This is a genomic window from Enterobacter sp. E1, from assembly GCF_016809815.1.
GTDB classification, from domain to species: Bacteria; Pseudomonadota; Gammaproteobacteria; order Enterobacterales; family Enterobacteriaceae; genus Enterobacter; species Enterobacter adelaidei.
In genome coordinates this window covers 408,038-429,507 of sequence record NZ_JAFBJM010000004.1, presented here as the reverse complement: position 1 = coordinate 429,507, position 21,470 = coordinate 408,038, and the positions used below count along the sequence as shown (strand labels likewise).

Below are 21,470 nucleotides of genomic sequence, written 5' to 3'. Positions count from 1 at the left end.
AAGCACTGCTGGATTGCGTCTCTCCGGATAAGTCTGGTGCAACTATACTCGCTACAGGAGGTGTTATGTATCAGCGATTAGAAGGTGGGAGGTGGCGTCACGTCTGGGTTGTTAGCGACATTCATGGTTGTTATCAGTGGCTGATGGATGAACTGAAACGTCGTCATTTTAATCCATACGAGGATTTACTGATCTCCGTCGGGGATTTGATTGATCGTGGTCCTGACAGCGTTAAATGCCTGGCGCTAATCAATGAAAAATGGTTTCGCGCGGTGCGCGGCAACCATGAACAAATGGCAATCGACAGCCTGGATAATAATGATTTTGCGCTCTGGACGATGAATGGCGGAATGTGGTTTGCACGCCTTGAACGTGAGCAGCAACAGCTGGCGCTATCGCTGCTCAATGCCTGTCGCAGTTTGCCGCATATTATCGAGATCACCTGTGCAAATGGCCTGAATGTGATCGCCCATGCTGATTATCCTGCGGAGGAATACCGCTGGCAAAAACCGGTAAGCGCCCAGCGCGTATTATGGGATCGCGATCGGTTGATGGGGTTTATGGTGGGTAAAGGGCAGGGAATTCGCGGAGCGGATCATTTCTGGTTCGGACATACGCCTGTCGACCGAAGGTATGATTTTGATAATTTACACTATATCGACACGGGGGCTGTTTTTGACGGTTACTTTACGCTGGCACAACTGCAGTAATAAATAACCCGCCTTCGGGCGGGTTCTCTTTAGGTCAGGCAAGGCGCATGACCCAGGCATCAGTTTTGCTATCGTAATGCTCACGGTAAAGGACAGAGTGTTCGCCATCAAGAATTGCCGGGACGCTGATGTCCGCATCCCAGGCATCGAGTTGCATACACAAATCCGGGTCGGATTTGCAGGGAATACTTAACGTTCGATCGCCTTGTATTTCGCCGCGCAGTTCTGCGTCGTCGATCTCAAAAGCGCCAATACGCACGCTGGTTTTCGTCATATTGCTCTCCGGGTCGATTGTCAAAATCTGGTATGACCAGTGCGGCCATCCATTTTTGATCGTAGACAAGGAGAGCGAAATCGCCAGTAAAAAAATGCGCTTTTTTTCAGGCGGTGCGATCGTTACCGGTAAACAGCCGACCATCTCGCACCAGTTCACGCGGATAGCTGTTCTTCAGTCGTGAGCCCACTTTTTTAGCCAGCCCCAACGGGTATCCCTGATACGTAACCACAACTTCATCATTCGATGGCGTACTGGCAGGATAAACATCGCGACCACGGTACCACTCTTCGGCTTCCTGATGTGTCAGCGCGAACGTATTCTCGTGTCCGGCGAGGGCGATAACAGCCTCATGCTGCCAGCGATAGCCTTTATTATGAACTTCCGCCAGACGGATCCCGATACGGGAAAAACGTACTTTGCCAATAAGCGGTTCAATACTGGCCGGGAAAAGCCAAATCTCTTTCTCACGTAACCAGAGATGGTGCGTTTCATCCCAGGAAAGCCCGGCTTTTCTGGCGGCGAGGGTGACCTGCTCGGCCTCTCGGCCTTTCAGCGGTGTGAACGGGAAATTGCCGACCTTAAACGTTGGAGCGGGCAGGGGATCAACGGCGACAGCTTTACGCAGTCGGGCAACAAAAAAACCTTCACAGTCATAGATCTGCGGGAAAACATGCAGGAATCCTTCAGGCGTGATGGCCTCTTTTGCCGTGGGGAACAGATCGTTGAGCGGCAGAAACTCGACGGCATCGGGATATTGCGCCTTCAGCCACAGACAGACGTCTTCGTTTTCATCCCGGTTCAGTGTGCAGGTGGAGTAAATCAACGTGCCGCCTGGCCGCAGTGCATGAAATGCGCTGTTGATCAGCTCACGCTGGGTAGCAGCGATCTCAAGGTTGCTTTCAACAGACCAGTTCTTTAACGCATCAGGATCTTTACGTACCACTCCTTCCCCGGAGCAGGGAGCATCCAGCAGAATAGCATCAAAGGCTTCCGGCAGGGCAGCACCGAACACGCGCCCGTCGAAGTGTGTCAGGGCAACATTATGAATACCGCAGCGGCTGATGTTGGCATGCAACACTTTGACGCGGCTGGCGGAATACTCATTGGCAAGAATTGCCCCCTGGTTACCCATCCGGGCGGCAATCTGCGTGGTTTTCGACCCGGGTGCCGCGGCCACATCCATCACCCGCTCAGGCGCGTTGTCATCGGCGAACAACGCGGCAACCGGCAGCATTGAACTGGCTTCCTGAATATAAAACAGCCCGCTCAGATGCTCGGCGGTACTTCCCAGCGGCACGGCATCTTCGTCATCACGCTCGATCCAGAACCCTTCAGCACACCATGGTACTGGCGTCAGTTGCCAGTTGTACGGTGCGACCAGCGCGAGAAAATCCCCGACGCTGATTTTTAGCGTATTGACGCGAATACTTCGGCGCAACGGACGCTGACAGGCGGCGATAAAATCGTCTAACGACAGGTGAGAAGGAAGCGCCTCACGCATTTGCGCGAGGAATTGTTCAGGAAGAAATACGGAGTTTTGAGCCACGGGTACACCACAGGGAAAAGTTCAGGTGCGCAGTGTAGCATAAAGGCTCCGGCGCGTTGACACCGGAGCCCTGAGATTAACGCGGCAGGGCAGTTCCCCATTCACGCCACTCTTTCGGTTCACTTTCGAGCAGCAGGAAGTGTTTACCCGGTTGCGCTTTCGGTGCCAGCGGTGTGCCCGGTGGTGTGGCAAACGCAATCCCACCGCGAATAAACTGGTTGAAGGTACCGGTTTTCACGACACCCCCCGTCAGGCCAAAGTCCAGCGAATAGCCGGAAGCCAGCCAGAATACCGAGTTATTTCGCACCAGATGCTGGTAACGTTCGCTGATCCGTAACGCCACCATCACGCGGTCGGAGAGCGTCCCGAGCGTCAGACCGGTCACTGTGCCCACCTCAATACCGCGGAACAGTACTGGCGTGCCGATGCTGAGCGAACCAGCTTCTGGTACCTCCACCACAATGCTCAGACCATCAAGATAGCGCGAATCAGTGATTGTGGCTTCCTGCAGCTCAAAATCACGACGGGCATTGCCCTGGCCAGGCTCGACGTTGATATACGGCTGCAGGATGGTGTCGAGGTGCTCAACGCCTGCGGCCGAGATTTGCGGCGTCACCACCGAGAAGCGCGAACCGGTGCGGGCGAACGTCTGTACATATTCCGGGTAGAGCACGGCGGTGGCCTGCACCTCGTTACGCGAGGTGATCAGCGTCAGCTTCTGGATCTGCCCGATATCAATACCCAGGTAACGGATTGGCATCCCTTCAGCCAGTTTTCCCGCATCAAAAGCGTGCAGGGTAATCTGCCCGCCAACGGCACGTGCTGCGGTTTCGGACGGGAAGAGAATACGCTTATCCCCTTTGCGCAGATTCGCACCTGCACCGCTGAGGTTATCGAAACTAATTGCCCCACGCAGCGCGCGTGAAAGCGGGGAGGCCTGCACCGTCAGCCCGTTACCGTTGAGCTGAACTTTTGCACCGCCTTCAGCCCAGAAGACGCTGTTTGGCGTCAACAGCTTGCGATACTCCGGCTTGATATGCAGCTCGATATCAAATGCGTCCGCGCGAGGGCGAACGGTGATCACTTCCCCGACCTCAAATTTGCGATACAGCACAACGGAGCCTGCCTGAACGTCCGGCAATGTTTCGGCGCTTAATGTCAGCGTAGTGGTAGGAAGATCGCTCAGGCTGTTTTCAATCGCTTTATCCAGGTTGGCATACAGCGGGTAGCTGTCACGCACAGGGCCTTTATCGCCCGGCAGAATGCGGATCCCGCCGTTGACCCATTCGCTGGCGCTGGCGCCGAGGAACTCCACCCCGTCCAGACCTACTTTCACGTCGACACGACTGTTAACCACAAACTTACTGTCGCCATGGACCAGGTTGCTGTATTGCGGGTCAATGGCGACCGAGAAGCTCACGCCGTTCTCGGTAAGCGTACGCTCAAGAACTTGTCCTACCTGAACACCGTGCAAAATCAACGGCTGGCCGGCTTCAATACCGTAGCTTTCTGGCGCATTCAGCGTGACCGTCACGACACCCGGCTTTTGCAACAAGGCTTTGTCGGCCGGGGCAATCACAAAGCTATTGCTGGGCTGACCTTCACCGGGCACCAGCTCAAACGTATTTCCCGTCAGCAGACTACTGATACTGGCATCGTTGAGTGATAGCTTTGGACTGCGCATTTCAATACGCGTCTTCTCGCGCAGAAGATCGACCACGCTCGGATCAACAGTCATTTCGCCGGTGACCGAGCCGCCCGGGTTGAGCGTCATTTTGGTAAGCTGACCGACCTGCAACCCTTGATACATCAGCGGTGTTGAACCGGCTTTAAGCCCCTTCGCGTCAGGCAGGACAAGTTTGATAATCACGCCGCGCTGGCTGTGCGCCAGGTCAACGTACAATCCGAACGAGTCATCAGCGGTGGCAGGGCTTGAGTTTTCAGGGGAATCAAAGGCAATGGCGCCATTCACCAGCGCAGCCAAACTCTCCAGTTTCACCTTTGCACCGCTCAGACTGAGATCGGCATCCACGCCGGATACGTTCCAGAAACGGCTGCCCTTTTTAACCAGATTGGTAAAGCGGCGCTCGATCAGCACATCAATGGTGACACCCTGTTTATTCGGGTTGATGGCGTAATCGTAAACGCGACCCACCGGGATTTTACGGAAATAAACCAGTGAGCCACTGTTCAGAGAACCGAGATCCGGCGCCTGCAGATGGATCATCAAATCGCCGTTGTTAAGGCGGTACTTGGGCTGAGTATCCAGGGCAACAAAGTGATCCTGCGGTTCACCTTTACCTGGCATCATACCGATATAGTTACCGCCCACCAGTGCATCCAGACCGGAAACACCCGCCAGAGAGGCCTTCGGCGTGACCAGCCAGAATTGCGTTTCGCTGCGCAGGGCATCCTGCATGTCTGATTTAATACTGACCCGCACCTGAATCTTGTTCAGCCCTTTTCCAAGGGAGATGTCCTGAACCGTACCTACTTCAACCCCCTGGAAGCGAACGGGTGTTCGCCCGGCGACGATACCGTCGGCGGTCTGGAAATCAATGGTGACCGTACTCCCGCGATCTTGATAGCTCGTCCAGATAAGCCAGCCCGCAATCATCAGGGCGATGACAGGCAGCAGCCAGAATGGCGAAATGCGGCGTTTTGTTTTAATTCTCGCTTCAGTCGGCGAAGCGGGGGTTTCCTGACTCATGTGCATCCCAAAGTAAGCGGCTATCCAGCCATTCCACAGCAAGAATAGTCAATATCACCGCTGAGCCGAAATAAAAAGCCGCGGGTCCCATTGTAAAAGCAAGTAACTGGTCACGATTAATCAGCGACATCATCAACGAAATCACGAACAGATCCAACATCGACCAGCGACCAATCCAGGTGACGAACCGCAAAAGCAGGATACGGGTACGTAACCCCTGCTCACATTTAAAGTGAATGCTGATAAGTAACGTAAACATCACCACCACTTTGGTAAACGGCACCAGGATACTGGCAATAAAGACGATGGCAGCCACCCCCACATTGCTGTGCGCAAGGGAAATAATGCCGGAGAGGATGGTATCTTCCTGGCGTGCGCCATTCACGTAAATAATGGAAATCGGCAGCATATTGGCCGGGATCAGAAACACAATAGAGGCAATCAGTGCGGCCCAGCATTTTTGCAGACTGTTGTTGCGCCGCAGTCTCAAAGGAATATGGCAGCGTGGACAGCGGCCACGCGCGTCGGGCAGCCCGGTGTAGTGGCAACCCATACAGACACGGAGGTTCTCATCCGGGCGTGTGGCTGGGCGCTGAGGATAAAAACGCTCCCAAAGCTGTTCGACGTTCAGGTGGATGAGCGTCAGGATACTGAGCAATACCAGGCAGATAAAAGCAAAGAGTCCGACGCCTGGCTGCAGAAACGCGTAGTCCTGCACTTTAATTGACGCCACGCCAACACCCACAAGATAGATATCCAGCATGACCCACTCTTTGAGTTTATCCAGCATCAGCAACACCGGTCGCAGGTTCATACCCAGAATGTTGCCGAGCCATAAATACGCAATCGCCGCGACCAGGACCAGCGGCGCGCCAACGGTGCAAAAAAGCACCATCGCTGCAGTTACCGGATCACCCTGCCGGGTCATCTGCCAGATACCCTGTAGAACGTTGGCATCAATGCGTACACCAAGCAGATAGAGTTTGAGGAGCGGCTCGCTCCACGCGAAAGGCATCAGAAGCAGCATCGTGACGGCCATGGCGGCGAGGCGGGTCAAAGACCAGTCGCGGCCGTCACGAATTTTGGCATCGCAGCGGGGACAAAAGGCACTTTGGTGCGATTTCATCTTCGGCAACATAAAAAGCGTATCGCACTGGGGGCAACGCTGATAATGTGCACGAGGCAAAGCTTCGCTTACCGTATGGACAGTTATCTTTTTTGTCGGCGTAATTTTGGTTGTTTTTAAGGCCATCAGCTGCGCACAAATAAGTATTGTTGAAAGTTATAATAACTCATGAACTGATTCATCTTGAGCATGAGCGCATTTAATGCTTATTTTAATAGGCTATGCGGTAATTTTGTAAGACAACTAAGTGATTGAATAATGAACAAAACAGAATTCTACGCGGATCTGAACCGCGATTTTAAGGCATTGATGGCGGGCGAGACCAGCTTCTTAGCCACTCTGGCAAATACTAGCGCATTGCTGTTTGAACGTCTCAGTGACGTTAACTGGGCTGGATTTTACCTTCTGGAAGGTGAAACACTGGTGCTGGGGCCATTCCAGGGCAAGCTGGCCTGCGTACGTATCCCGGTAGGGCGTGGTGTGTGTGGTACCGCGGTCGCCGAGAATCAGGTACAGCGTGTGGAAGACGTTCATGCGTTTGACGGACATATTGCCTGCGACGCTGCAAGTAATTCTGAAATCGTTCTGCCACTGGTGGTAAAAAATCAGATTATTGGCGTTCTGGATATCGACAGCACGGTCTTCAGTCGCTTTACAGCCGAGGACGAACAGGGACTGCGCGAGCTGGTGGCAAACCTGGAAAACGTTCTCGCTGCAACCGATTATCAAAAATTCTTTGCGAGCGTCGCAGGATAATCAACGGATAACGTAGCATTTACTGATAGCGTCATTATAATGACGCCTGTTCATGCCTGCGCTTGTTGGCAACGTCCGTTGTAATCAGGAAATTTCATGGAAAATCAACCTAAGTTGAATAGCAGTAAAGAAGTTATCGCATTTCTGGCCGAGCGTTTCCCACAGTGCTTCAGTGCTGAAGGTGAAGCTCGTCCCCTGAAAGTCGGTATTTTTCAGGATCTGGTGGCACGTGTTGAGGGGGAAATGAACCTCAGCAAAACTCAGCTGCGTTCCGCCTTACGTCTTTATACTTCGAGCTGGCGTTACCTGTACGGTATCAAACCGGGCGCGACTCGCGTGGATCTCGATGGCAACCCTTGTGGTGAGCTGGATGAGCAGCACGTTGAACACGCGCGTAAACAGCTGGAAGAAGCCAAAGCTCGCGTTCAGGCACAACGTGCTGAACAGCAAGCGAAAAAACGCGAAGCCGCAGCGGCAAACGGCCAGGAAGAAGCGCCTCGTCGTGAGCGTAAACCACGCCCTGCACCGCGTCGTAATGATAATAACGATCGCAAACCGCGTGCTGACAAACCTGCAGCGAAAGCCCCGCGCGCCCCTCGTGAAGAGCCGCGTCATACCCCGGTTTCAGACATTAACGCCCTGAGCGTTGGTCAGGCGCTGAAGGTAAAAGCGGGTAACAATGCTATGGACGCCACTGTACTGGAAATCACCAAAGATGGCGTTCGTGTACAGCTGACTTCTGGTATGTCAATGATTGTACGCGCAGAACACTTGTTGTTCTGAAACGGAGGCCAAGCCTGGCATGAACACTTTTTTTAAGCTCACCGCGCTGGCGGGCCTGTTTGCCATAACAGGTCACGCTTTCGCAGTGGACGATATCACGCGTGTTGATCAAATTCCGGTTCTTAAGGAAGAGACGCAGCACGCAACGGTGAGCGAGCGCGTAACCTCACGTTTCACCCGTTCGCACTATCGTCAGTTCGATCTCGATCAGGCCTTTTCGGCCAAAATCTTTGACCGCTATCTGAACTTGCTGGATTACAGCCATAACGTTTTGCTCGCCAGCGATGTCGAGCAGTTCGCTAAGCGTAAATCTGAGGTGGGTGACGAGTTGCGTTCAGGCAAGCTGGATCTGTTCTACGATCTCTATAACCTGTCGCAAAAGCGCCGCTTTGAACGTTATCAGTACGCGCTGAAAGTGCTGGAACGTCCGATGGACTTCACCGGCAATGACACCTTTAATCTGGATCGCAGTAAAGCACCCTGGCCGAAAGATGAAGCCGAGTTGAATGCGCTGTGGGACGGAAAAGTTAAATATGACGAACTGAGCCTTAAGCTCACCGGCAAAGATGAAAAAGAGATCCGTGACACGCTGACGCGTCGTTACAAATTTGCTATTCGTCGTCTGGCGCAGACCAACAGTGAGGATGTCTTCTCACTGGCAATGACTGCCTTTGCTCACGAAATCGATCCGCATACCAACTATCTCTCCCCGCGTAACACCGAGCAGTTCAATACTGAAATGAGCCTGTCTCTCGAAGGTATCGGCGCGGTGCTGCAGATGGATGATGATTATACCGTGATCAATTCGATGGTCGCGGGTGGCCCGGCATCCAAAAGCAAAGCGATAAGCGTAGGCGATCGCATTGTGGGTGTGGGACAAACCGGTCAGAACATGGTTGATGTGATCGGCTGGCGTCTTGATGATGTGGTGGCGCTGATTAAAGGCCCGAAAGGCAGCAAGGTTCGTCTGGAAGTGCTGCCTGCAGGAAAAGGCACTAAAACCCGTATTGTTACCCTGACCCGTGAGCGTATCCGTCTGGAAGACCGCGCGGTGAAAATGTCGGTGAAAACCGTGGGTAAAGAGAAGGTGGGTGTCCTGGATATCCCGGGCTTCTACGTAGGGCTGACCGACGATGTGAAAGTGCAGCTGCAGAAGCTTGAGAAGCAGAACGTTAGCAGCATTATCATCGACCTGCGCAGTAACGGCGGCGGTGCGCTGACGGAAGCGGTTTCGCTCTCTGGCCTGTTTATTCCATCTGGTCCTGTGGTTCAGGTGCGCGATAACAACGGTAAAGTCCGTGAAGATGCCGACAACGATGGTGTGGTTTACTACAAAGGCCCGCTGGTGGTCTTAGTGGACCGTTTCAGTGCTTCAGCGTCTGAGATCTTTGCTGCCGCAATGCAGGACTATGGCCGTGCGTTGATCGTGGGTGAACCGACGTTCGGTAAAGGCACCGTTCAACAGTATCGCTCTCTGAATCGTATTTACGATCAGATGCTGCGCCCTGAATGGCCTGCGCTGGGTTCGGTTCAGTACACTATTCAGAAGTTCTACCGCGTGAACGGTGGCAGTACGCAGCGTAAAGGCGTGACGCCGGATATCATGATGCCGACAGGCACGGAAGAGACGGAAACCGGCGAGAAGTTTGAAGATAACGCGTTACCGTGGGACAGCATCAACGCGGCGACCTACGTGAAAGCGGGTGATATGACGCAGTTTGGTCCTGAACTGCTGAAAGCGCATAATGACCGTATTGCGAAAGATGCGGAATTCCAGTACATCATGAAGGACATTGCTCGTTTCAATGCTCTGAAAGATAAACGGAATATTGTTTCTCTGAACTACGCTCAGCGTGAAAAAGAGAACAACGAAGACGATGCAACGCGTCTGGCGCGTATCAACGATCGCTTCAAACGGGAAGGTAAGCCTCTGCTCAAGAAACTGGACGATCTGCCAAAAGATTACAAGGAGCCAGATCCTTATCTGGATGAGACGGTGCATATTGCACTCGACCTTGCGAATCTTGAAAAAGAGAAACCTGCCGTACAACCTGCTCCGGCAAAATAATCTCCCAACAGGCACAAGAAATTGTGCCTGTTTCTTTTTGTTCTGCATCCTTCCGTCAGGCTGGTTTCCAATTGTGTAAAGTTGTGTCTTTCTGGTGACTTACGCCCGCCTGATGCTTGAAAATAGCCACAATACCCATACGATGTGGGTAATCGCATAGTGCGTTTTGTTAAACTGAGGTTAAAAGAAAATTATGATGCGAATCGCGCTCTTCCTGCTCACCAACCTTGCGGTCATGGTGGTTTTCGGGCTCGTGCTAAGCCTGACAGGAATTCAGTCGAGCAGCGTTCAGGGTCTGTTGATTATGGCGCTGCTGTTTGGTTTTGGTGGCTCTTTCATTTCACTGTTGATGTCGAAGTGGATGGCACTGAAATCGGTAGGTGGTGAGGTTATTGAACAGCCGCGTAACGATATGGAACAGTGGCTGATGAATACGGTTGCTCAGCAATCCCGTCAGGCTGGGATTGCCATGCCGCAGGTCGCTATTTATCACGCGCCGGACATTAATGCGTTCGCTACGGGTGCTCGTCGTGATGCATCCCTGGTTGCCGTCAGCACCGGGTTGTTACAGAACATGAGCCGTGATGAAGCCGAAGCGGTTATCGCTCACGAAATCAGCCATATCGCAAATGGTGACATGGTGACCATGACCCTGATTCAGGGCGTGGTGAACACTTTCGTTATCTTTATCTCCCGTATTCTGGCGCAGATTGCTGCAGGCTTTATGGGTGGCAACCGCGACGAAGGTGAAGAGAGCAACGGTAATCCGCTGATCTACTTCGCAGTTTCCATGGTACTGGAGCTGGTGTTCGGTATTCTGGCAAGCATTATCACCATGTGGTTCTCCCGTCACCGCGAATTCCACGCGGATGCCGGCTCCGCAAAACTGGTTGGGCGTGAGAAAATGATTGCTGCGCTGCAGCGTCTGAAAACCAGTTACGAGCCGCAGGAAGCGAACAGCATGATGGCCTTCTGTATTAACGGTAAATCGAAGTCACTGAGTGAAATGTTTATGTCTCACCCGCCGCTGGATAAACGTATCGAAGCGCTGCGTAGTGGGGAATACATGAAGTAACGCGAAGAACCGCAATAAGCCGGGCAGGAGAAGACTCCGCCCGGCTTTTTTTATGCCTGGGCTCTGGGCTGGGTAATGCGCAGACCGCTGACGATAGCCGCGAGGGTAGCAAGGGCTCCTGCGCTAAGGAGCGCAATGTGATTACCGTTTTGCCCGGCAAGGTTAAACATCAGAGCGACCAGAGCAGCACCGCTGCTTTGCCCTAACAGACGCGCGGTGCCTAACATACCGCTGGCCCCTCCACTGCGATGACGCGGCGCTGAGGTAATAATGGTGTGATTGTTAGGCGACTGGAACAGGCCAAACCCGGCTCCGCACAGGATCATGCGCCAGATGATGTCGAGATCGGAAGGCGATGACGGCAGTAGTGCCAGCGCGAAAAGGCCTGTTGCCATCACAGCCAGCCCCAGAGCACCTAATAAACCGGCATGGACGCGTTCAATCAAGTAACCCGCCAGCGGTGCCATTACCATCGTAGCCAGCGGCCATGGGGTTAACAACAGCCCGGTCTCCACTTCAGAGCGTCCCACTACGCTTTGCAGGAAGAAAGGCAGAGAGACCAGGGCCAGCATCTGGGCGCAGAATGAGCAGACAGATGTGCAAATGGAGAGCGAAAAGAGGGGAATGCGCAGCAGGTCAACTGGCAGTAACGGCACAGGAAGCGTGAGCTGACGGCGAACAAAGAAGAAACCTGTCACCAGCAAGACGATGAGTTCCGCGCCGGTAAGCATCAGGGATTGTCCCTGTGCAAAACCGCTCAGGGCAGTAATCAGCAGACCAAAGGTGAGGGCATTCATTACCGCGCTCACGACGTCGAAGCGCGGCATTGTACTTTTGGGGCCGTTAGCGGGAAGAAAGCGTAGGGCAAAGAAGATAGCCACGATGCCCAGCGGCACGTTTATGGCGAACAGCCATTGCCAGGACGCGACGGAAAGAATGGCTGCTGCAATGGTTGGCCCGGCGGCAGAAGAGACCGCAACAATAAACGAGTTTATCCCCATGCCGCGTCCCAGATGACGCTGCGGATAAATTAAGCGGATCAACGCTGTGTTAACACTCATGAGCGCTGCACCGCCAAAACCTTGTGCAATACGTGCAAGTGTCAGGGTATGTAGCGAATCAGAAAGGGCACATAACAATGAGGTGAAGGTGAAAACCACCAGACCGCATTGATAAACCCGACGGTAGCCAAACATATCGCCCATAAAAGAGAACGAGAGCAGGGAAATAACAATTGCAATCTGATAGGCGTTAACTATCCATATCGAACTGGCAGGGGAGGCATGCAGGTCGCTGGCGATGGTTGGCAGGGCCACATTCGCAATTGCGCCGTCAAGGACGGCCATTGAGATACCGATAATGATGGTCGCTATAGCGCCATACCGCTGGGGTAAAGGCAGGCCATCGGAAAGGGTCTTTTCCATTAGGATTAAAAAAGCTCAGCGTGAAATTATTCTCAGGGTAACTATTTTAGCATTGTTACAGCCGCGATATGTCGCAGATTTGTAACGAAGTAAACGCGGATTGATTGCAGGTGACATGACGGGAACTTATAATAAAAACCGATTCTGATTTTTATAAAACACTCTCTATGAGGTGGTAAATGGCAATTGCGGATTTGGATAAACAGCCAGATTCTGTTTCTTCCGTGCTGAAGGTGTTTGGCATCTTACAGGCGCTTGGGGAAGAGCGTGAAATTGGTATTACAGAGTTGTCGCAGCGTGTGATGATGTCGAAAAGCACCGTTTATCGTTTTTTGCAAACCATGAAGTCACTGGGCTACGTTGCGCAGGAAGGCGAGTCTGAAAAATACTCTCTGACGCTGAAACTCTTCGAACTGGGTGCCCGTGCGCTGCAAAATGTTGACCTGATCCGCAGCGCGGATATTCAGATGCGTGAAATCTCCCGTCTGACCAAAGAGACCATCCACCTGGGGGCACTGGATGAAGACAGTATTGTTTACATCCATAAAATCGACTCCATGTACAACCTGCGTATGTATTCACGCATTGGCCGCCGTAACCCACTCTATAGTACTGCCATTGGTAAGGTTCTGCTGGCGTGGCGCGATCGTGAAGAAGTGAAACAGATCCTTGATGGCGTGGAGTACAAACGCAGTACGGCACGAACCATTACCAGCACGGATGCGCTGTTAACCGTGCTCGACAAGGTGCGTGAGCAAGGCTATGGCGAAGATAACGAAGAGCAGGAAGAGGGGCTGCGCTGTATTGGTGTTCCGGTATTTGACCGCTTTGGCGTCGTGATTGCGGGGCTTAGTATTTCCTTCCCGACGTTGCGCTTCTCTGAGGAGCGACTGCACGAGTATGTGGCTATTCTGCACACCGCAGCACGTAAGATTTCCGAGCAGATGGGGTATCACGACTATCCGTTTTAATCCTCGTTAGCATAAAAAACGCCGCGAGTGCTGCGGCGCTTTTGCAGTTAACCTGGCTGATTAGCCATTATCGATCACGACGGATGTTTTACGCAGTACCGGGCAATTAGTCAGGCCAATGATTCCGCTGTCAGTATGCAGATACTGCGCGGTGCTTACTCCTTGTGCTGTTAAATATTTACACTGAATGCCTAATCCTGCTGCGTTTTCAGTGCTTCCCACCAGCACACCATAACCGGTTAACAGAAGGCCAATCCAGACGATGGCCAGTACAACAATTGTTCGAATGATTAAGCGCATCAATGCCTCTTTATCGTTGTTATCATTAAGCAAGCGTAAACGGTTTACGTAATGAAACAAGTGCATGATTCTGAAAAAGGCTTGATGTCGGTACAGTTAGCCCTTGTTTAAGATAACCGTGATAACCTGGTTACATCAGGTCTTTTGACGGAGTGTGGAGTGAAAAAAATACGCTGGGTAATTCTGGTTATCGTGCTGGTAGCGTGCGTGGTGCTATGGACGCAGACCATCAATGTGATGTGCGATCAGGATGTACAGTTCTTTAGCGGCGTTTGCGCAATAAATAAGTTTATTCCGTGGTAACACGCATTTTTTCTCAAGGTGATTTCCTTCCTTCGCGCCAGTGGTAAAATAGACGTTTTTATTGAGGTGGTGAAATGGGTGAGTTACTGAATTCAGGGCTGCTGAATGTGGCATCCTTGATGATTTCTTTGGTCGTTCTGCTTGTGGGGCTGGTCATTTGGTTTTTCGTTAACCGGGCCAGTTCACGTACTAACGAGCAGATCGAACTGCTTGAAGCGCTGCTCGATCAGCAAAAACGTCAAAATGCGTTGTTACGCCGTCTGTGTGAGGCTAACGAACCGGAAGAGAAAGACGCGCCGAAAGACGCTGTCGCTGAAGACGACAAAGACGAAGACGACTTTATCCGCCTGGTGGCTGAGCGTTAATCTTTTTGTCCTGGGAGGTGGCTGTGGTCTGGAAAAATCCCTGGTATGACCCCTCCCTGAAACATCACACGCCGAATGGTTTCCGTAATACCCGTCCTGTCGGGCATCAGCCCGGTGACCTTGAGCGCTGGCGAAAAGCGCGTAAAGAGGCCGGTTTGCCCAGACCGCCCGCACTCGGTTATGAGGATTTTATACGTCAGTGGTGGCAACCGGTTGATCTTATGCAACCTCATGAGGATGGGGTATGGTGGCTGGGACACGCGAGTGTGCTGCTGCAGATAGACGGCAATATTCTCCTCACTGACCCGGTTTTCTCACAGCGTGCCTCTCCGCTCTCATTTCTGGGACCACAACGTAAGACCCCTCCGGTACTTTCTGTCGATCAACTTCATCAGCTTGATGCCGTCGTTATCTCCCATAATCATTACGATCATCTTGATGACGCAACTATCCGTCGGATCCTTAAACGCTTCCCTGACGTGAGTCTGTTTGTACCTTTAGGTCTGGCCGACTGGTTTCGCCGCCGGGGGGCAAGATGTGTGGTTGAGCTCGACTGGTGGCAGAGTTTCACCTGGCAAGGGATAACCTTGAGTGCTGTTCCGGCACAGCACTGGAGTATGCGAACACCCTGGAATCGAAATCGCACCTTGTGGTGCGGCTGGGTCTTTGAGGGGCGGCATCACCGTTTCTGGTTCAGCGGTGATACAGGTTATTCGCCTGAGTTGCTATTGATACCGGAGCGTTTGGGGAGAATTGACGCTGCTGCATTACCTATCGGAGCTTATGCCCCACGATGGTTCATGGCTGTACATCATATGGACCCTCAATCTGCCGTTGCGTTATGGCAACAGTTGGGCTGCCCTCTGGCGTTTCCTATTCACTGGGGCGTGTTTGAACTGGCAGATGATGCGCTGGATGACCCAGTGAGGGAGTTAACGGTTGCGCTAGATAATTTAGCACCAGTTGATAGTTCTTTAAGGATACTGAAAATTGGTGAATATTTATCCTTATAAACGAAGCGATAAATTGTTGCATATATTCTGTATGTGAACGCGATAATGAATATTTTATTTTTATCGAAACGTTTTGCTTGCCTTGTTTTGATGCAGAGTCATAAAAATTTCATTATTTTGGTGCATAACACGGCTTATTAGCTGATGAATTTTAATACAGTCAACTGCAGGTTATTAACATTGTATTTTCTGCGAAACAATGCCGTGTCGTTACAATGATTTAAGCATAAGTTTTCACAAATTGTTCTAACTCAATCAATTTTGAAGATTTCTTTTCCCGGCTGCTGGACGCACTGGAATGATTGAGCTATGTTAAAAAAGTCTTAGATTACAGCGACTGCGAAAGCAACGTTGAGTCTCTGTAACGAAGTAGAATTGCCTGTATGTTATGCGCATAATTGTGCAAAACCTGACAGGCAGTGTTCGAATTTGTGCGGCGGATCGAGACATGTTTAAAAATGGCTTGCCATATTAAACATTGTGTGTGATAACACGTTTTGGGTCAAACGAGGTACAGTTCTGTTTATGTGTGGCATTTTCAGTAAAGAAGTCCTGAGTAAACACGTTGTCGTTGAATACCGCTTCTCTGCCGAACCTTATATTAGTGCCTCATGCAGTAATGTCTCAGTTTTATCTCAGTTAATGCCTGCGGGCTAAGAAAACACTCTAAGGAATTTTGCAAATGGCAAAGATTAAAGGTCAAGTTAAGTGGTTCAACGAGTCTAAAGGTTTTGGTTTCATTACTCCTGCTGACGGCAGCAAAGACGTGTTCGTACACTTCTCTGCAATCCAGGGTAACGGCTTCAAAACTCTGGCTGAAGGCCAGAACGTTGAGTTCGAAATTCAGGACGGCCAGAAAGGCCCAGCTGCAGTTAACGTAACTGCTATCTGATCGAACCACTGCTGACTGAAGCGCTTAGCACTTCACTCTCAGACATAAAGCCTCGCATAACGCGGGGCTTTTTTATGCCCTTTATCTTTCAAAATATTACCATCCCCGTACTTGTTAGTAACTTGTTGCAAAGCTGCGAGGTTAGTAGCACTGTTTCGGCTCCTTCTGCTCGGCTTTTCCCGTTAAATCAGGGCGTTGTTAAATTGTCCTGGGGTTCAGGTGAAGAAGATACTTACGACAGCCGGAAATTTCACTCCGGCGCGTTTTGCGCTGCTCTGTTTTGCCATTTTTTGTAGTCTGGCTTTTTTACTGGGTCGTGTTGCGTGGCTGCAAATCATCAAGCCAGACAATCTGGTGAAGCAAGAGGATATGCGGTCACTCCGGGAACTGCCGATTGATGCTCCACGCGGCATGATCAAGGATCGTGAAGGAAGACCACTGGCGGTCAGTGTGCCAGTCAGGGCCGTATGGGCCGATCCAAAAACGGTACTGGCGAAAGGGGGAGTCGGCTTTGATCAGCGCTGGCAAGCGCTGGCGAATGCGCTACATCTCTCTTTGGCTACGCTCTCGACACGCATCAACGCGAATCCACAGGGACGTTTCATTTACCTTGCCCGCCAGGTCGACCCGGCACAGGCAAAGTGGATCGATAAACTGAATTTGCCTGGTATCAATTTACGTGATGAGTCTCGTCGTTTTTATCCCGCCGGGCATGTGGCGGCAAATCTGATTGGTTTCACCAATATTGACGGGCAGGGTATTGAAGGTGTGGAAAAAAGCTTCAACGCTCAGTTAACGGGGAAGGCCGGGGTCCGGCAGGTAAGAGAGGATCGCTACGGGCGTGTGGTAGAAAACCTGACAGAAGTTGCTTCTGCACCGGCGCATAACATCCAGTTGAGCATCGACGAGCGACTGCAAACCATTACCGAAGATGCGCTTGATAATGCCGTGGCCTGGAATAAGGCCGAATCCGGGGCATCGGTGTTAATTAATATCCCAACCGGGGAAATACTCGCCATGGCGAGCTATCCGGATTTCAACCCCAATAATCGCGAAGGCGCAACAATAAACGATTTTCGTAACCGTGCGATCAGCGATACGTTTGAACCTGGTTCTACCGTCAAACCGCTGGTGCTGATGACTGCATTGCAGCAGGGGCTGGTCCAGCCGGACAGCGTGATTGACACCCATCCGTATACTCTCGACGGGCATCGTATCCGCGATGTGGGTTACTACCCTGAACTGACCATGACTGGGATCCTGCAAAAATCGAGCGATACAGGCGTATCCCGCCTCTCGCTGGCGATGCCGATCCAGCATCTTATTGATACTTACCGGAACTTTGGTTTTGGTACAAATACGGGGCTTGGCTTAACGGGGGAGAGTGCGGGACTACTGCCACAGCGTAAATTCTGGAGCCAGCTCGACAGGGCGACGTTTGCCTTTGGCTACGGGCTGATGGTGACACCGCTCCAGCTGGCACATGTTTACGCCACCATTGGCGGCTACGGGCTTGAGCGTCCTCTCTCAATCACGCGTATCGATCCACCCGTAATTGGACAACGCGTCATGCCAGAGGAAATCGCTCATGAAGTGGAGCACATGATGGAGAGTGTGGCACTGCCTGGTGGGGGAGGCGTTAAGGCAGCCGTGCGTGACTACCGCGTGGCGGTGAAAACCGGTACGGCGAAGAAAATTGATAATAGCGGGAAGTATGTCGATAAATACGTCGCCTACACTGCAGGTGTTGCACCCGCCAGCGACCCACGTTTTGCGCTCGTAGTCGTGATTAACGATCCTCAAAACGGGGCATACTACGGCGGTGCCGTCTCCGCGCCCGTTTTCAGCGAGATTATGGGAAACGTGCTGCGTCTGGAGAATGTGAAACCCGATGGTTTACCGGCGGGTTCAGATCACCTTATCGTTATGCGTTAACCGGGCGTTTATAACCAGGGCGAATAGCGGTACACTTCGCCCTTTGAATATGCTCCGGAGTCACCATGTCCTTCAGCTGTCCCCTTTGCCACGCCCCCCTGACACACTCAGATAAAAGTTATACCTGTCCGCAGGGGCATCAGTTTGATATGGCAAAAGAAGGCTACGTGAATCTTCTGCCGGTGCAGCATAAGCGCTCCCGCGATCCCGGCGACAGTGCAGAGATGATGCAGGCGCGTCGCGCGTTTCTGAATGCCGGGCACTATCTGCCGCTGCGGGAGACCGTCGCGCAGAGGCTGAATGACATTCTGCCTGATTCTGCCACCGCCATACTCGATATCGGCTGCGGGGAAGGGTACTACACCGCACGGTTTGCCGAGATTGCCCGTGAGAAGGGCGCGCTGACATTCGGTCTGGACGTGTCGAAAGTGGCGATTCGCGCAGCAGCAAAACGTTACACCGACGTGACGTTCTGCGTGGCATCCAGCCACCGTCTGCCGTTTGACGATGCCAGCATGGACGCTGTTATCCGCATTTACGCGCCCTGCAAGGCGGAAGAGCTGGCTCGCGTGGTGAAGCCGGGCGGATGGGTAGTCACCGTGACGCCGGGCCCGCGTCATCTGATGGAGCTGAAAGGGCTGATCTACGACGAAGTGCGTCTCCATGCCCCTCATTCTGAACAGCTGGCCGGTTTTAGCCTGAAGCAGGAGCAAAGCGTGGCGTATGAAATGAAACTTAAAGGAGAAGAGGCCGTTGCGTTGTTGCAGATGACGCCGTTCGCGTGGCGGGCAAAACCGGAAGTATGGGAAGCGCTAGCTGCACACTCAACATTTCGCTGCCAGACGGATTTCAGTATCCACGTCTGGCAGCGCGAAGATTAACCGGCGAAGTGTGCCCAGAGTATCTGGGCTCCGATGCCAATCAACACAATCCCCCCCAGAATCTCGGCGCGTTTACCCAGCAGCGGGCCGATAAACCGACCGACCATCATGCCCAGCGTGGACATAATTAGCGTTGCGCAGCCAATGGCCAGCGCGGTGGCGATAATATTAACCTGCAGGAAAGCCAGACCGACACCGACGGCCATCGCATCAAGGCTGGTAGCAATGGCTGTGGTAACCAGTAACCAGAAACCGTGACGGTGTTGAGGCTCCTCGTCTTCATCGTCACTGCCGCGAAAACCTTCAATGACCATTCGGCCGCCAAGAAACACCAGAAGCACGAACGCAATCCAGTGGTTCCATTCCAGCACAAACTGGCTGGCGAGCATGCCAAGACCCCAGCCGATAAGCGGTGTCAGCGTTTCAATCGCGCCAAAGATAAGACCGGTGCGTAATGCTTCAGAGAATTTTGGTTTGTGGAGCGTGGCACCTTTACCAATGGAGGCGGCAAACGCGTCCATGGACATGCCGAAAGCAAGAAGGATGGTAGCGGAGATATTCATAACAGCGTCCAGACCGGGAGATATCCATATGACACATCACTGCCCCCAGTAAACAGCAGTTGATGTATCTATGGTCTCGCCTGATCACAACGCACATAAGATGTGCAGAAAGCGATCCGTACGCACCACGTTTTTCAACGAGTATGTTGACACGTACATTTCCTGAGAACAGGAAACCGGCTACTCCCCAACGACGGGCGCAACCTTAACATATTTTGAGAATATAAAACAACAATAGAGAGGTATTATTTCAAATGCTTGTTGATAACGATTTTCATTTTTATTTAAGGGTGAATGTATCGTTAAGAAATATAGGTAGAAAGAAAAAGAGTAATATAGCTTAGGCTATGTTTATTGCGTAAAATACACACAAAATATAGCCGATGCTATATATCTAACTCATTGAGTTTTAACAAGTAATTTGTATATTTTCTCCAGGTCGTCAATATTTTTAACACGAATAAGCAGGCGGCGTTGCTCTAATTGCATGACCAGTACTCCATCTTCCGATATATTCATCTCTTTAATACGGTTATATTCTATCCAGACATTGGCAAAGAAAAATCCACGGGATTTAAAAATGATTTTTGGCGTGCGGATCCAGAACAGATAAATCGCCATTAATGCCAGCGCACATAATAACCATGTGGTTAATATTGCACCATGGCTGGTGATGTTGTTGTAAATAAGGATAACGATGAGACCCGTGAAGATAAACGCATCTACGCGTCCGCGTCGCAGAAGAGGAAGGGAAAGCAGCGTCTCGCCGTGGCGGCGAGGCATGATGAACTCGTCATAGATCGCGTAAGCCAGAAGGGCAGCAATAAATAAAACCAATACGATGTCCGTGACAGTCATTCATCCTCCGAAGAACAGATAAAAAAACCGGGGGCAAGCCCCCGGCGTCTAACGTTATTGCTTTACAGGCCCAGCAGGCCGACAGCGTAACCCGCGATACCGATGATAAAGAAGCCAACGATGATCCACAGTGGGTTAACTTTCTTACGCAGCAACCACATGCAGGCGAAGGTTAAAAGCAGCGGCACCAGGCCAGGCATAAGCTGATCCAGGATAGTCTGCACGGTGGTGACACGGGTCTGACCATCCTGCCCGGTGATGGTGGAGACCACCAGCGGAATGTTCACATGTGTCCACTTATTAACCAATGCCCCCATCACAAACAGGCCGAGGATAGACGCCCCCTCAGTCAGTTTTTGCAGGAAGCCGCCACCCATGTCCTTAACGATGTCCACCCCTTTACGGTAACCGTATGCCACACCGTAGTAGCGGGTCAGCAGACGCACGGCGTTGAACAGGATGAAGAACAGCAGCGGGCCAAGCAGGCTGCCGCTCATCGCGATACCGGCCCCTAGTGCCGCGAAGACCGGACGAACGGTACCCCAGAAGATAGGGTCACCGACACCTGCTAACGGACCCATCAGACCGACTTTAATACCGTTGATGGCACCATCGTCAATCTCTGCGCCGTTTGCACGCTGCTCTTCCATCGCCAGCGTTACACCCAGAACGGGAGCCGCCACATATGGATGGGTGTTAAAGAATTCCAGGTGACGCTTAATCGCCTGACGGCGCGCTTCGTTGTTTTCCGGATACAGGCGTTTGATTGCCGGCACCATGGAGAAACAGAAGCCCAGCGCCTGCATACGTTCGAAGTTCCATGAACCCTGAAACAGGTTAGAACGGATGAACACGCCACGAATATCACCCGGAGTGAGTTTTTTCTCGGTGGTAGTTTTTGTCATATCAACCAT

General features: G+C 52.0%; 21 protein-coding genes and 1 pseudogene. 13 read left to right on the top strand and 9 right to left on the bottom strand.

Features of this window, described 5'->3' with window-relative positions; all coding sequences use genetic code 11:
* The first annotated feature begins 65 nt into the window (after nucleotides 1–65).
* On the top strand, nucleotides 66–710 hold the full coding sequence (gene pphA, locus JGF26_RS13815) for a protein-serine/threonine phosphatase (RefSeq protein WP_108089688.1): 645 nt from the start codon (nucleotides 66–68) through the stop codon (nucleotides 708–710).
* A 34-nt stretch (nucleotides 711–744) separates the two neighbouring features.
* Here the strand turns inward: pphA and JGF26_RS13810 are convergent, their stop codons facing one another.
* From JGF26_RS13810 to yebS, 4 genes are all read right to left on the bottom strand, one after another.
* Complete coding sequence (locus JGF26_RS13810; protein ID WP_028018652.1) at nucleotides 745–984, bottom strand: YebV family protein; 240 nt, start codon at nucleotides 982–984, stop codon at nucleotides 745–747.
* Nucleotides 985–1,090: 106 nt separating this feature from the next.
* Nucleotides 1,091–2,533, bottom strand: coding sequence for a 16S rRNA (cytosine(1407)-C(5))-methyltransferase RsmF (gene rsmF, locus JGF26_RS13805; RefSeq protein ID WP_134708060.1), 1,443 nt, complete (start codon nucleotides 2,531–2,533; stop codon nucleotides 1,091–1,093).
* Nucleotides 2,534–2,609: 76 nt separating this feature from the next.
* On the bottom strand, nucleotides 2,610–5,243 hold the full coding sequence (locus JGF26_RS13800) for a PqiB family protein (RefSeq protein ID WP_167587190.1): 2,634 nt from the start codon (nucleotides 5,241–5,243) through the stop codon (nucleotides 2,610–2,612).
* Nucleotides 5,212–6,495, bottom strand: a complete 1,284-nt coding sequence (gene yebS, locus JGF26_RS13795; RefSeq protein ID WP_134708062.1) for a membrane integrity lipid transport subunit YebS — start codon at nucleotides 6,493–6,495, stop codon at nucleotides 5,212–5,214. Before yebS ends, JGF26_RS13800 begins: the two co-directional genes overlap by 32 nt.
* Before the next feature lie 132 nt (nucleotides 6,496–6,627).
* Between yebS and JGF26_RS13790 the strand changes: the two genes are divergently transcribed.
* The 4 genes from JGF26_RS13790 (at nucleotide 6,628) to htpX (ending at nucleotide 11,051) form a co-directional block, all read left to right on the top strand.
* On the top strand, nucleotides 6,628–7,125 hold the full coding sequence (locus tag JGF26_RS13790; RefSeq protein ID WP_028018655.1) for a GAF domain-containing protein: 498 nt from the start codon (nucleotides 6,628–6,630) through the stop codon (nucleotides 7,123–7,125).
* 96 nt (nucleotides 7,126–7,221) lie between these two features.
* Nucleotides 7,222–7,908, top strand: a complete 687-nt coding sequence (gene proQ, locus JGF26_RS13785; protein WP_028018656.1) for an RNA chaperone ProQ — start codon at nucleotides 7,222–7,224, stop codon at nucleotides 7,906–7,908.
* A 19-nt stretch (nucleotides 7,909–7,927) separates the two neighbouring features.
* Nucleotides 7,928–9,976 carry a carboxy terminal-processing peptidase gene (prc, locus tag JGF26_RS13780; RefSeq protein WP_028018657.1) on the top strand — a complete coding sequence of 683 codons (2,049 nt, stop codon included), beginning with the start codon at nucleotides 7,928–7,930 and terminating at the stop codon, nucleotides 9,974–9,976.
* A gap of 193 nt (nucleotides 9,977–10,169) precedes the next feature.
* Complete coding sequence (gene htpX, locus JGF26_RS13775) at nucleotides 10,170–11,051, top strand: protease HtpX (RefSeq protein ID WP_028018658.1); 882 nt, start codon at nucleotides 10,170–10,172, stop codon at nucleotides 11,049–11,051.
* 50 nt (nucleotides 11,052–11,101) lie between these two features.
* Here the strand turns inward: htpX and JGF26_RS13770 are convergent, their stop codons facing one another.
* Entirely contained in the window at nucleotides 11,102–12,475 is a 1,374-nt protein-coding gene (locus JGF26_RS13770; protein WP_134708063.1) for an MFS transporter, read from the bottom strand.
* A 179-nt stretch (nucleotides 12,476–12,654) separates the two neighbouring features.
* Here JGF26_RS13770 and kdgR point away from each other — a divergent pair, with 179 nt between their 5' ends.
* On the top strand, nucleotides 12,655–13,446 hold the full coding sequence (gene kdgR / locus JGF26_RS13765; RefSeq protein WP_028018660.1) for a DNA-binding transcriptional regulator KdgR: 792 nt from the start codon (nucleotides 12,655–12,657) through the stop codon (nucleotides 13,444–13,446).
* Nucleotides 13,447–13,506: 60 nt separating this feature from the next.
* Here the strand turns inward: kdgR and JGF26_RS13760 are convergent, their stop codons facing one another.
* Nucleotides 13,507–13,746 carry a YobH family protein gene (locus JGF26_RS13760; RefSeq protein WP_049008652.1) on the bottom strand — a complete coding sequence of 80 codons (240 nt, stop codon included), beginning with the start codon at nucleotides 13,744–13,746 and terminating at the stop codon, nucleotides 13,507–13,509.
* A gap of 159 nt (nucleotides 13,747–13,905) precedes the next feature.
* On the opposite strand from JGF26_RS13760, the gene mgrB reads away from it, so the two are divergent.
* The 7 genes and pseudogenes from mgrB (at nucleotide 13,906) to rlmA (ending at nucleotide 19,135) form a co-directional block, all read left to right on the top strand.
* The gene (mgrB, locus tag JGF26_RS13755) at nucleotides 13,906–14,049 is read left to right on the top strand and encodes a PhoP/PhoQ regulator MgrB (protein WP_089598207.1); all 144 of its coding nucleotides are present in this window, start codon (nucleotides 13,906–13,908) and stop codon (nucleotides 14,047–14,049) included.
* A 74-nt stretch (nucleotides 14,050–14,123) separates the two neighbouring features.
* Nucleotides 14,124–14,414: a YebO family protein gene (locus JGF26_RS13750; protein ID WP_028018662.1), complete on the top strand. Its 291-nt coding sequence runs from the start codon at nucleotides 14,124–14,126 to the stop codon at nucleotides 14,412–14,414.
* Nucleotides 14,415–14,437: 23 nt separating this feature from the next.
* Nucleotides 14,438–15,427: an MBL fold metallo-hydrolase gene (locus JGF26_RS13745; RefSeq protein WP_128347531.1), complete on the top strand. Its 990-nt coding sequence runs from the start codon at nucleotides 14,438–14,440 to the stop codon at nucleotides 15,425–15,427.
* A gap of 525 nt (nucleotides 15,428–15,952) precedes the next feature.
* Nucleotides 15,953–16,097: pseudogene (locus JGF26_RS13740) on the top strand (DUF2627 domain-containing protein).
* Between the two features lie 12 nt (nucleotides 16,098–16,109).
* Nucleotides 16,110–16,319, top strand: coding sequence for a transcription antiterminator/RNA stability regulator CspE (gene cspE / locus JGF26_RS13735; protein WP_001062678.1), 210 nt, complete (start codon nucleotides 16,110–16,112; stop codon nucleotides 16,317–16,319).
* A 219-nt stretch (nucleotides 16,320–16,538) separates the two neighbouring features.
* Complete coding sequence (gene ftsI, locus JGF26_RS13730) at nucleotides 16,539–18,254, top strand: peptidoglycan glycosyltransferase FtsI (RefSeq protein WP_134708064.1); 1,716 nt, start codon at nucleotides 16,539–16,541, stop codon at nucleotides 18,252–18,254.
* Nucleotides 18,255–18,319: 65 nt separating this feature from the next.
* Nucleotides 18,320–19,135: a 23S rRNA (guanine(745)-N(1))-methyltransferase gene (gene rlmA, locus JGF26_RS13725; RefSeq protein WP_108089695.1), complete on the top strand. Its 816-nt coding sequence runs from the start codon at nucleotides 18,320–18,322 to the stop codon at nucleotides 19,133–19,135.
* Here rlmA and mntP read toward each other — a convergent pair.
* The 3 genes from mntP to JGF26_RS13710 form a co-directional block, all read right to left on the bottom strand.
* Nucleotides 19,132–19,698: a manganese efflux pump MntP gene (mntP, locus tag JGF26_RS13720; protein ID WP_126303775.1), complete on the bottom strand. Its 567-nt coding sequence runs from the start codon at nucleotides 19,696–19,698 to the stop codon at nucleotides 19,132–19,134. The two genes, rlmA and mntP, sit on opposite strands and share 4 nt — an antisense overlap.
* Nucleotides 19,699–20,097: 399 nt before the next feature.
* Entirely contained in the window at nucleotides 20,098–20,556 is a 459-nt protein-coding gene (locus JGF26_RS13715; protein WP_134708065.1) for a DUF986 family protein, read from the bottom strand.
* 62 nt (nucleotides 20,557–20,618) lie between these two features.
* Nucleotides 20,619–21,470, bottom strand: coding sequence for a PTS mannose transporter subunit IID (locus JGF26_RS13710; RefSeq protein ID WP_028018668.1), 852 nt, complete (start codon nucleotides 21,468–21,470; stop codon nucleotides 20,619–20,621).

Coding starts and splice junctions, on each gene's coding strand:
- pphA (WP_108089688.1), top strand. CDS start 66: ATGTATCAGCGATTAGAAGGTGGGAGGTGGCGTCACGTCTGGGTTGTT.
- JGF26_RS13810 (WP_028018652.1), bottom strand. CDS start 984: ATGACGAAAACCAGCGTGCGTATTGGCGCTTTTGAGATCGACGACGCA.
- JGF26_RS13800 (WP_167587190.1), bottom strand. CDS start 5,243: ATGAGTCAGGAAACCCCCGCTTCGCCGACTGAAGCGAGAATTAAAACA.
- yebS (WP_134708062.1), bottom strand. CDS start 6,495: ATGGCCTTAAAAACAACCAAAATTACGCCGACAAAAAAGATAACTGTC.
- JGF26_RS13790 (WP_028018655.1), top strand. CDS start 6,628: ATGAACAAAACAGAATTCTACGCGGATCTGAACCGCGATTTTAAGGCA.
- proQ (WP_028018656.1), top strand. CDS start 7,222: ATGGAAAATCAACCTAAGTTGAATAGCAGTAAAGAAGTTATCGCATTT.
- prc (WP_028018657.1), top strand. CDS start 7,928: ATGAACACTTTTTTTAAGCTCACCGCGCTGGCGGGCCTGTTTGCCATA.
- htpX (WP_028018658.1), top strand. CDS start 10,170: ATGATGCGAATCGCGCTCTTCCTGCTCACCAACCTTGCGGTCATGGTG.
- JGF26_RS13770 (WP_134708063.1), bottom strand. CDS start 12,475: ATGGAAAAGACCCTTTCCGATGGCCTGCCTTTACCCCAGCGGTATGGC.
- kdgR (WP_028018660.1), top strand. CDS start 12,655: ATGGCAATTGCGGATTTGGATAAACAGCCAGATTCTGTTTCTTCCGTG.
- JGF26_RS13760 (WP_049008652.1), bottom strand. CDS start 13,746: ATGCGCTTAATCATTCGAACAATTGTTGTACTGGCCATCGTCTGGATT.
- JGF26_RS13750 (WP_028018662.1), top strand. CDS start 14,124: ATGGGTGAGTTACTGAATTCAGGGCTGCTGAATGTGGCATCCTTGATG.
- cspE (WP_001062678.1), top strand. CDS start 16,110: ATGGCAAAGATTAAAGGTCAAGTTAAGTGGTTCAACGAGTCTAAAGGT.
- rlmA (WP_108089695.1), top strand. CDS start 18,320: ATGTCCTTCAGCTGTCCCCTTTGCCACGCCCCCCTGACACACTCAGAT.
- mntP (WP_126303775.1), bottom strand. CDS start 19,698: ATGAATATCTCCGCTACCATCCTTCTTGCTTTCGGCATGTCCATGGAC.
- JGF26_RS13715 (WP_134708065.1), bottom strand. CDS start 20,556: ATGACTGTCACGGACATCGTATTGGTTTTATTTATTGCTGCCCTTCTG.
- JGF26_RS13710 (WP_028018668.1), bottom strand. CDS start 21,470: ATGGTTGATATGACAAAAACTACCACCGAGAAAAAACTCACTCCGGGT.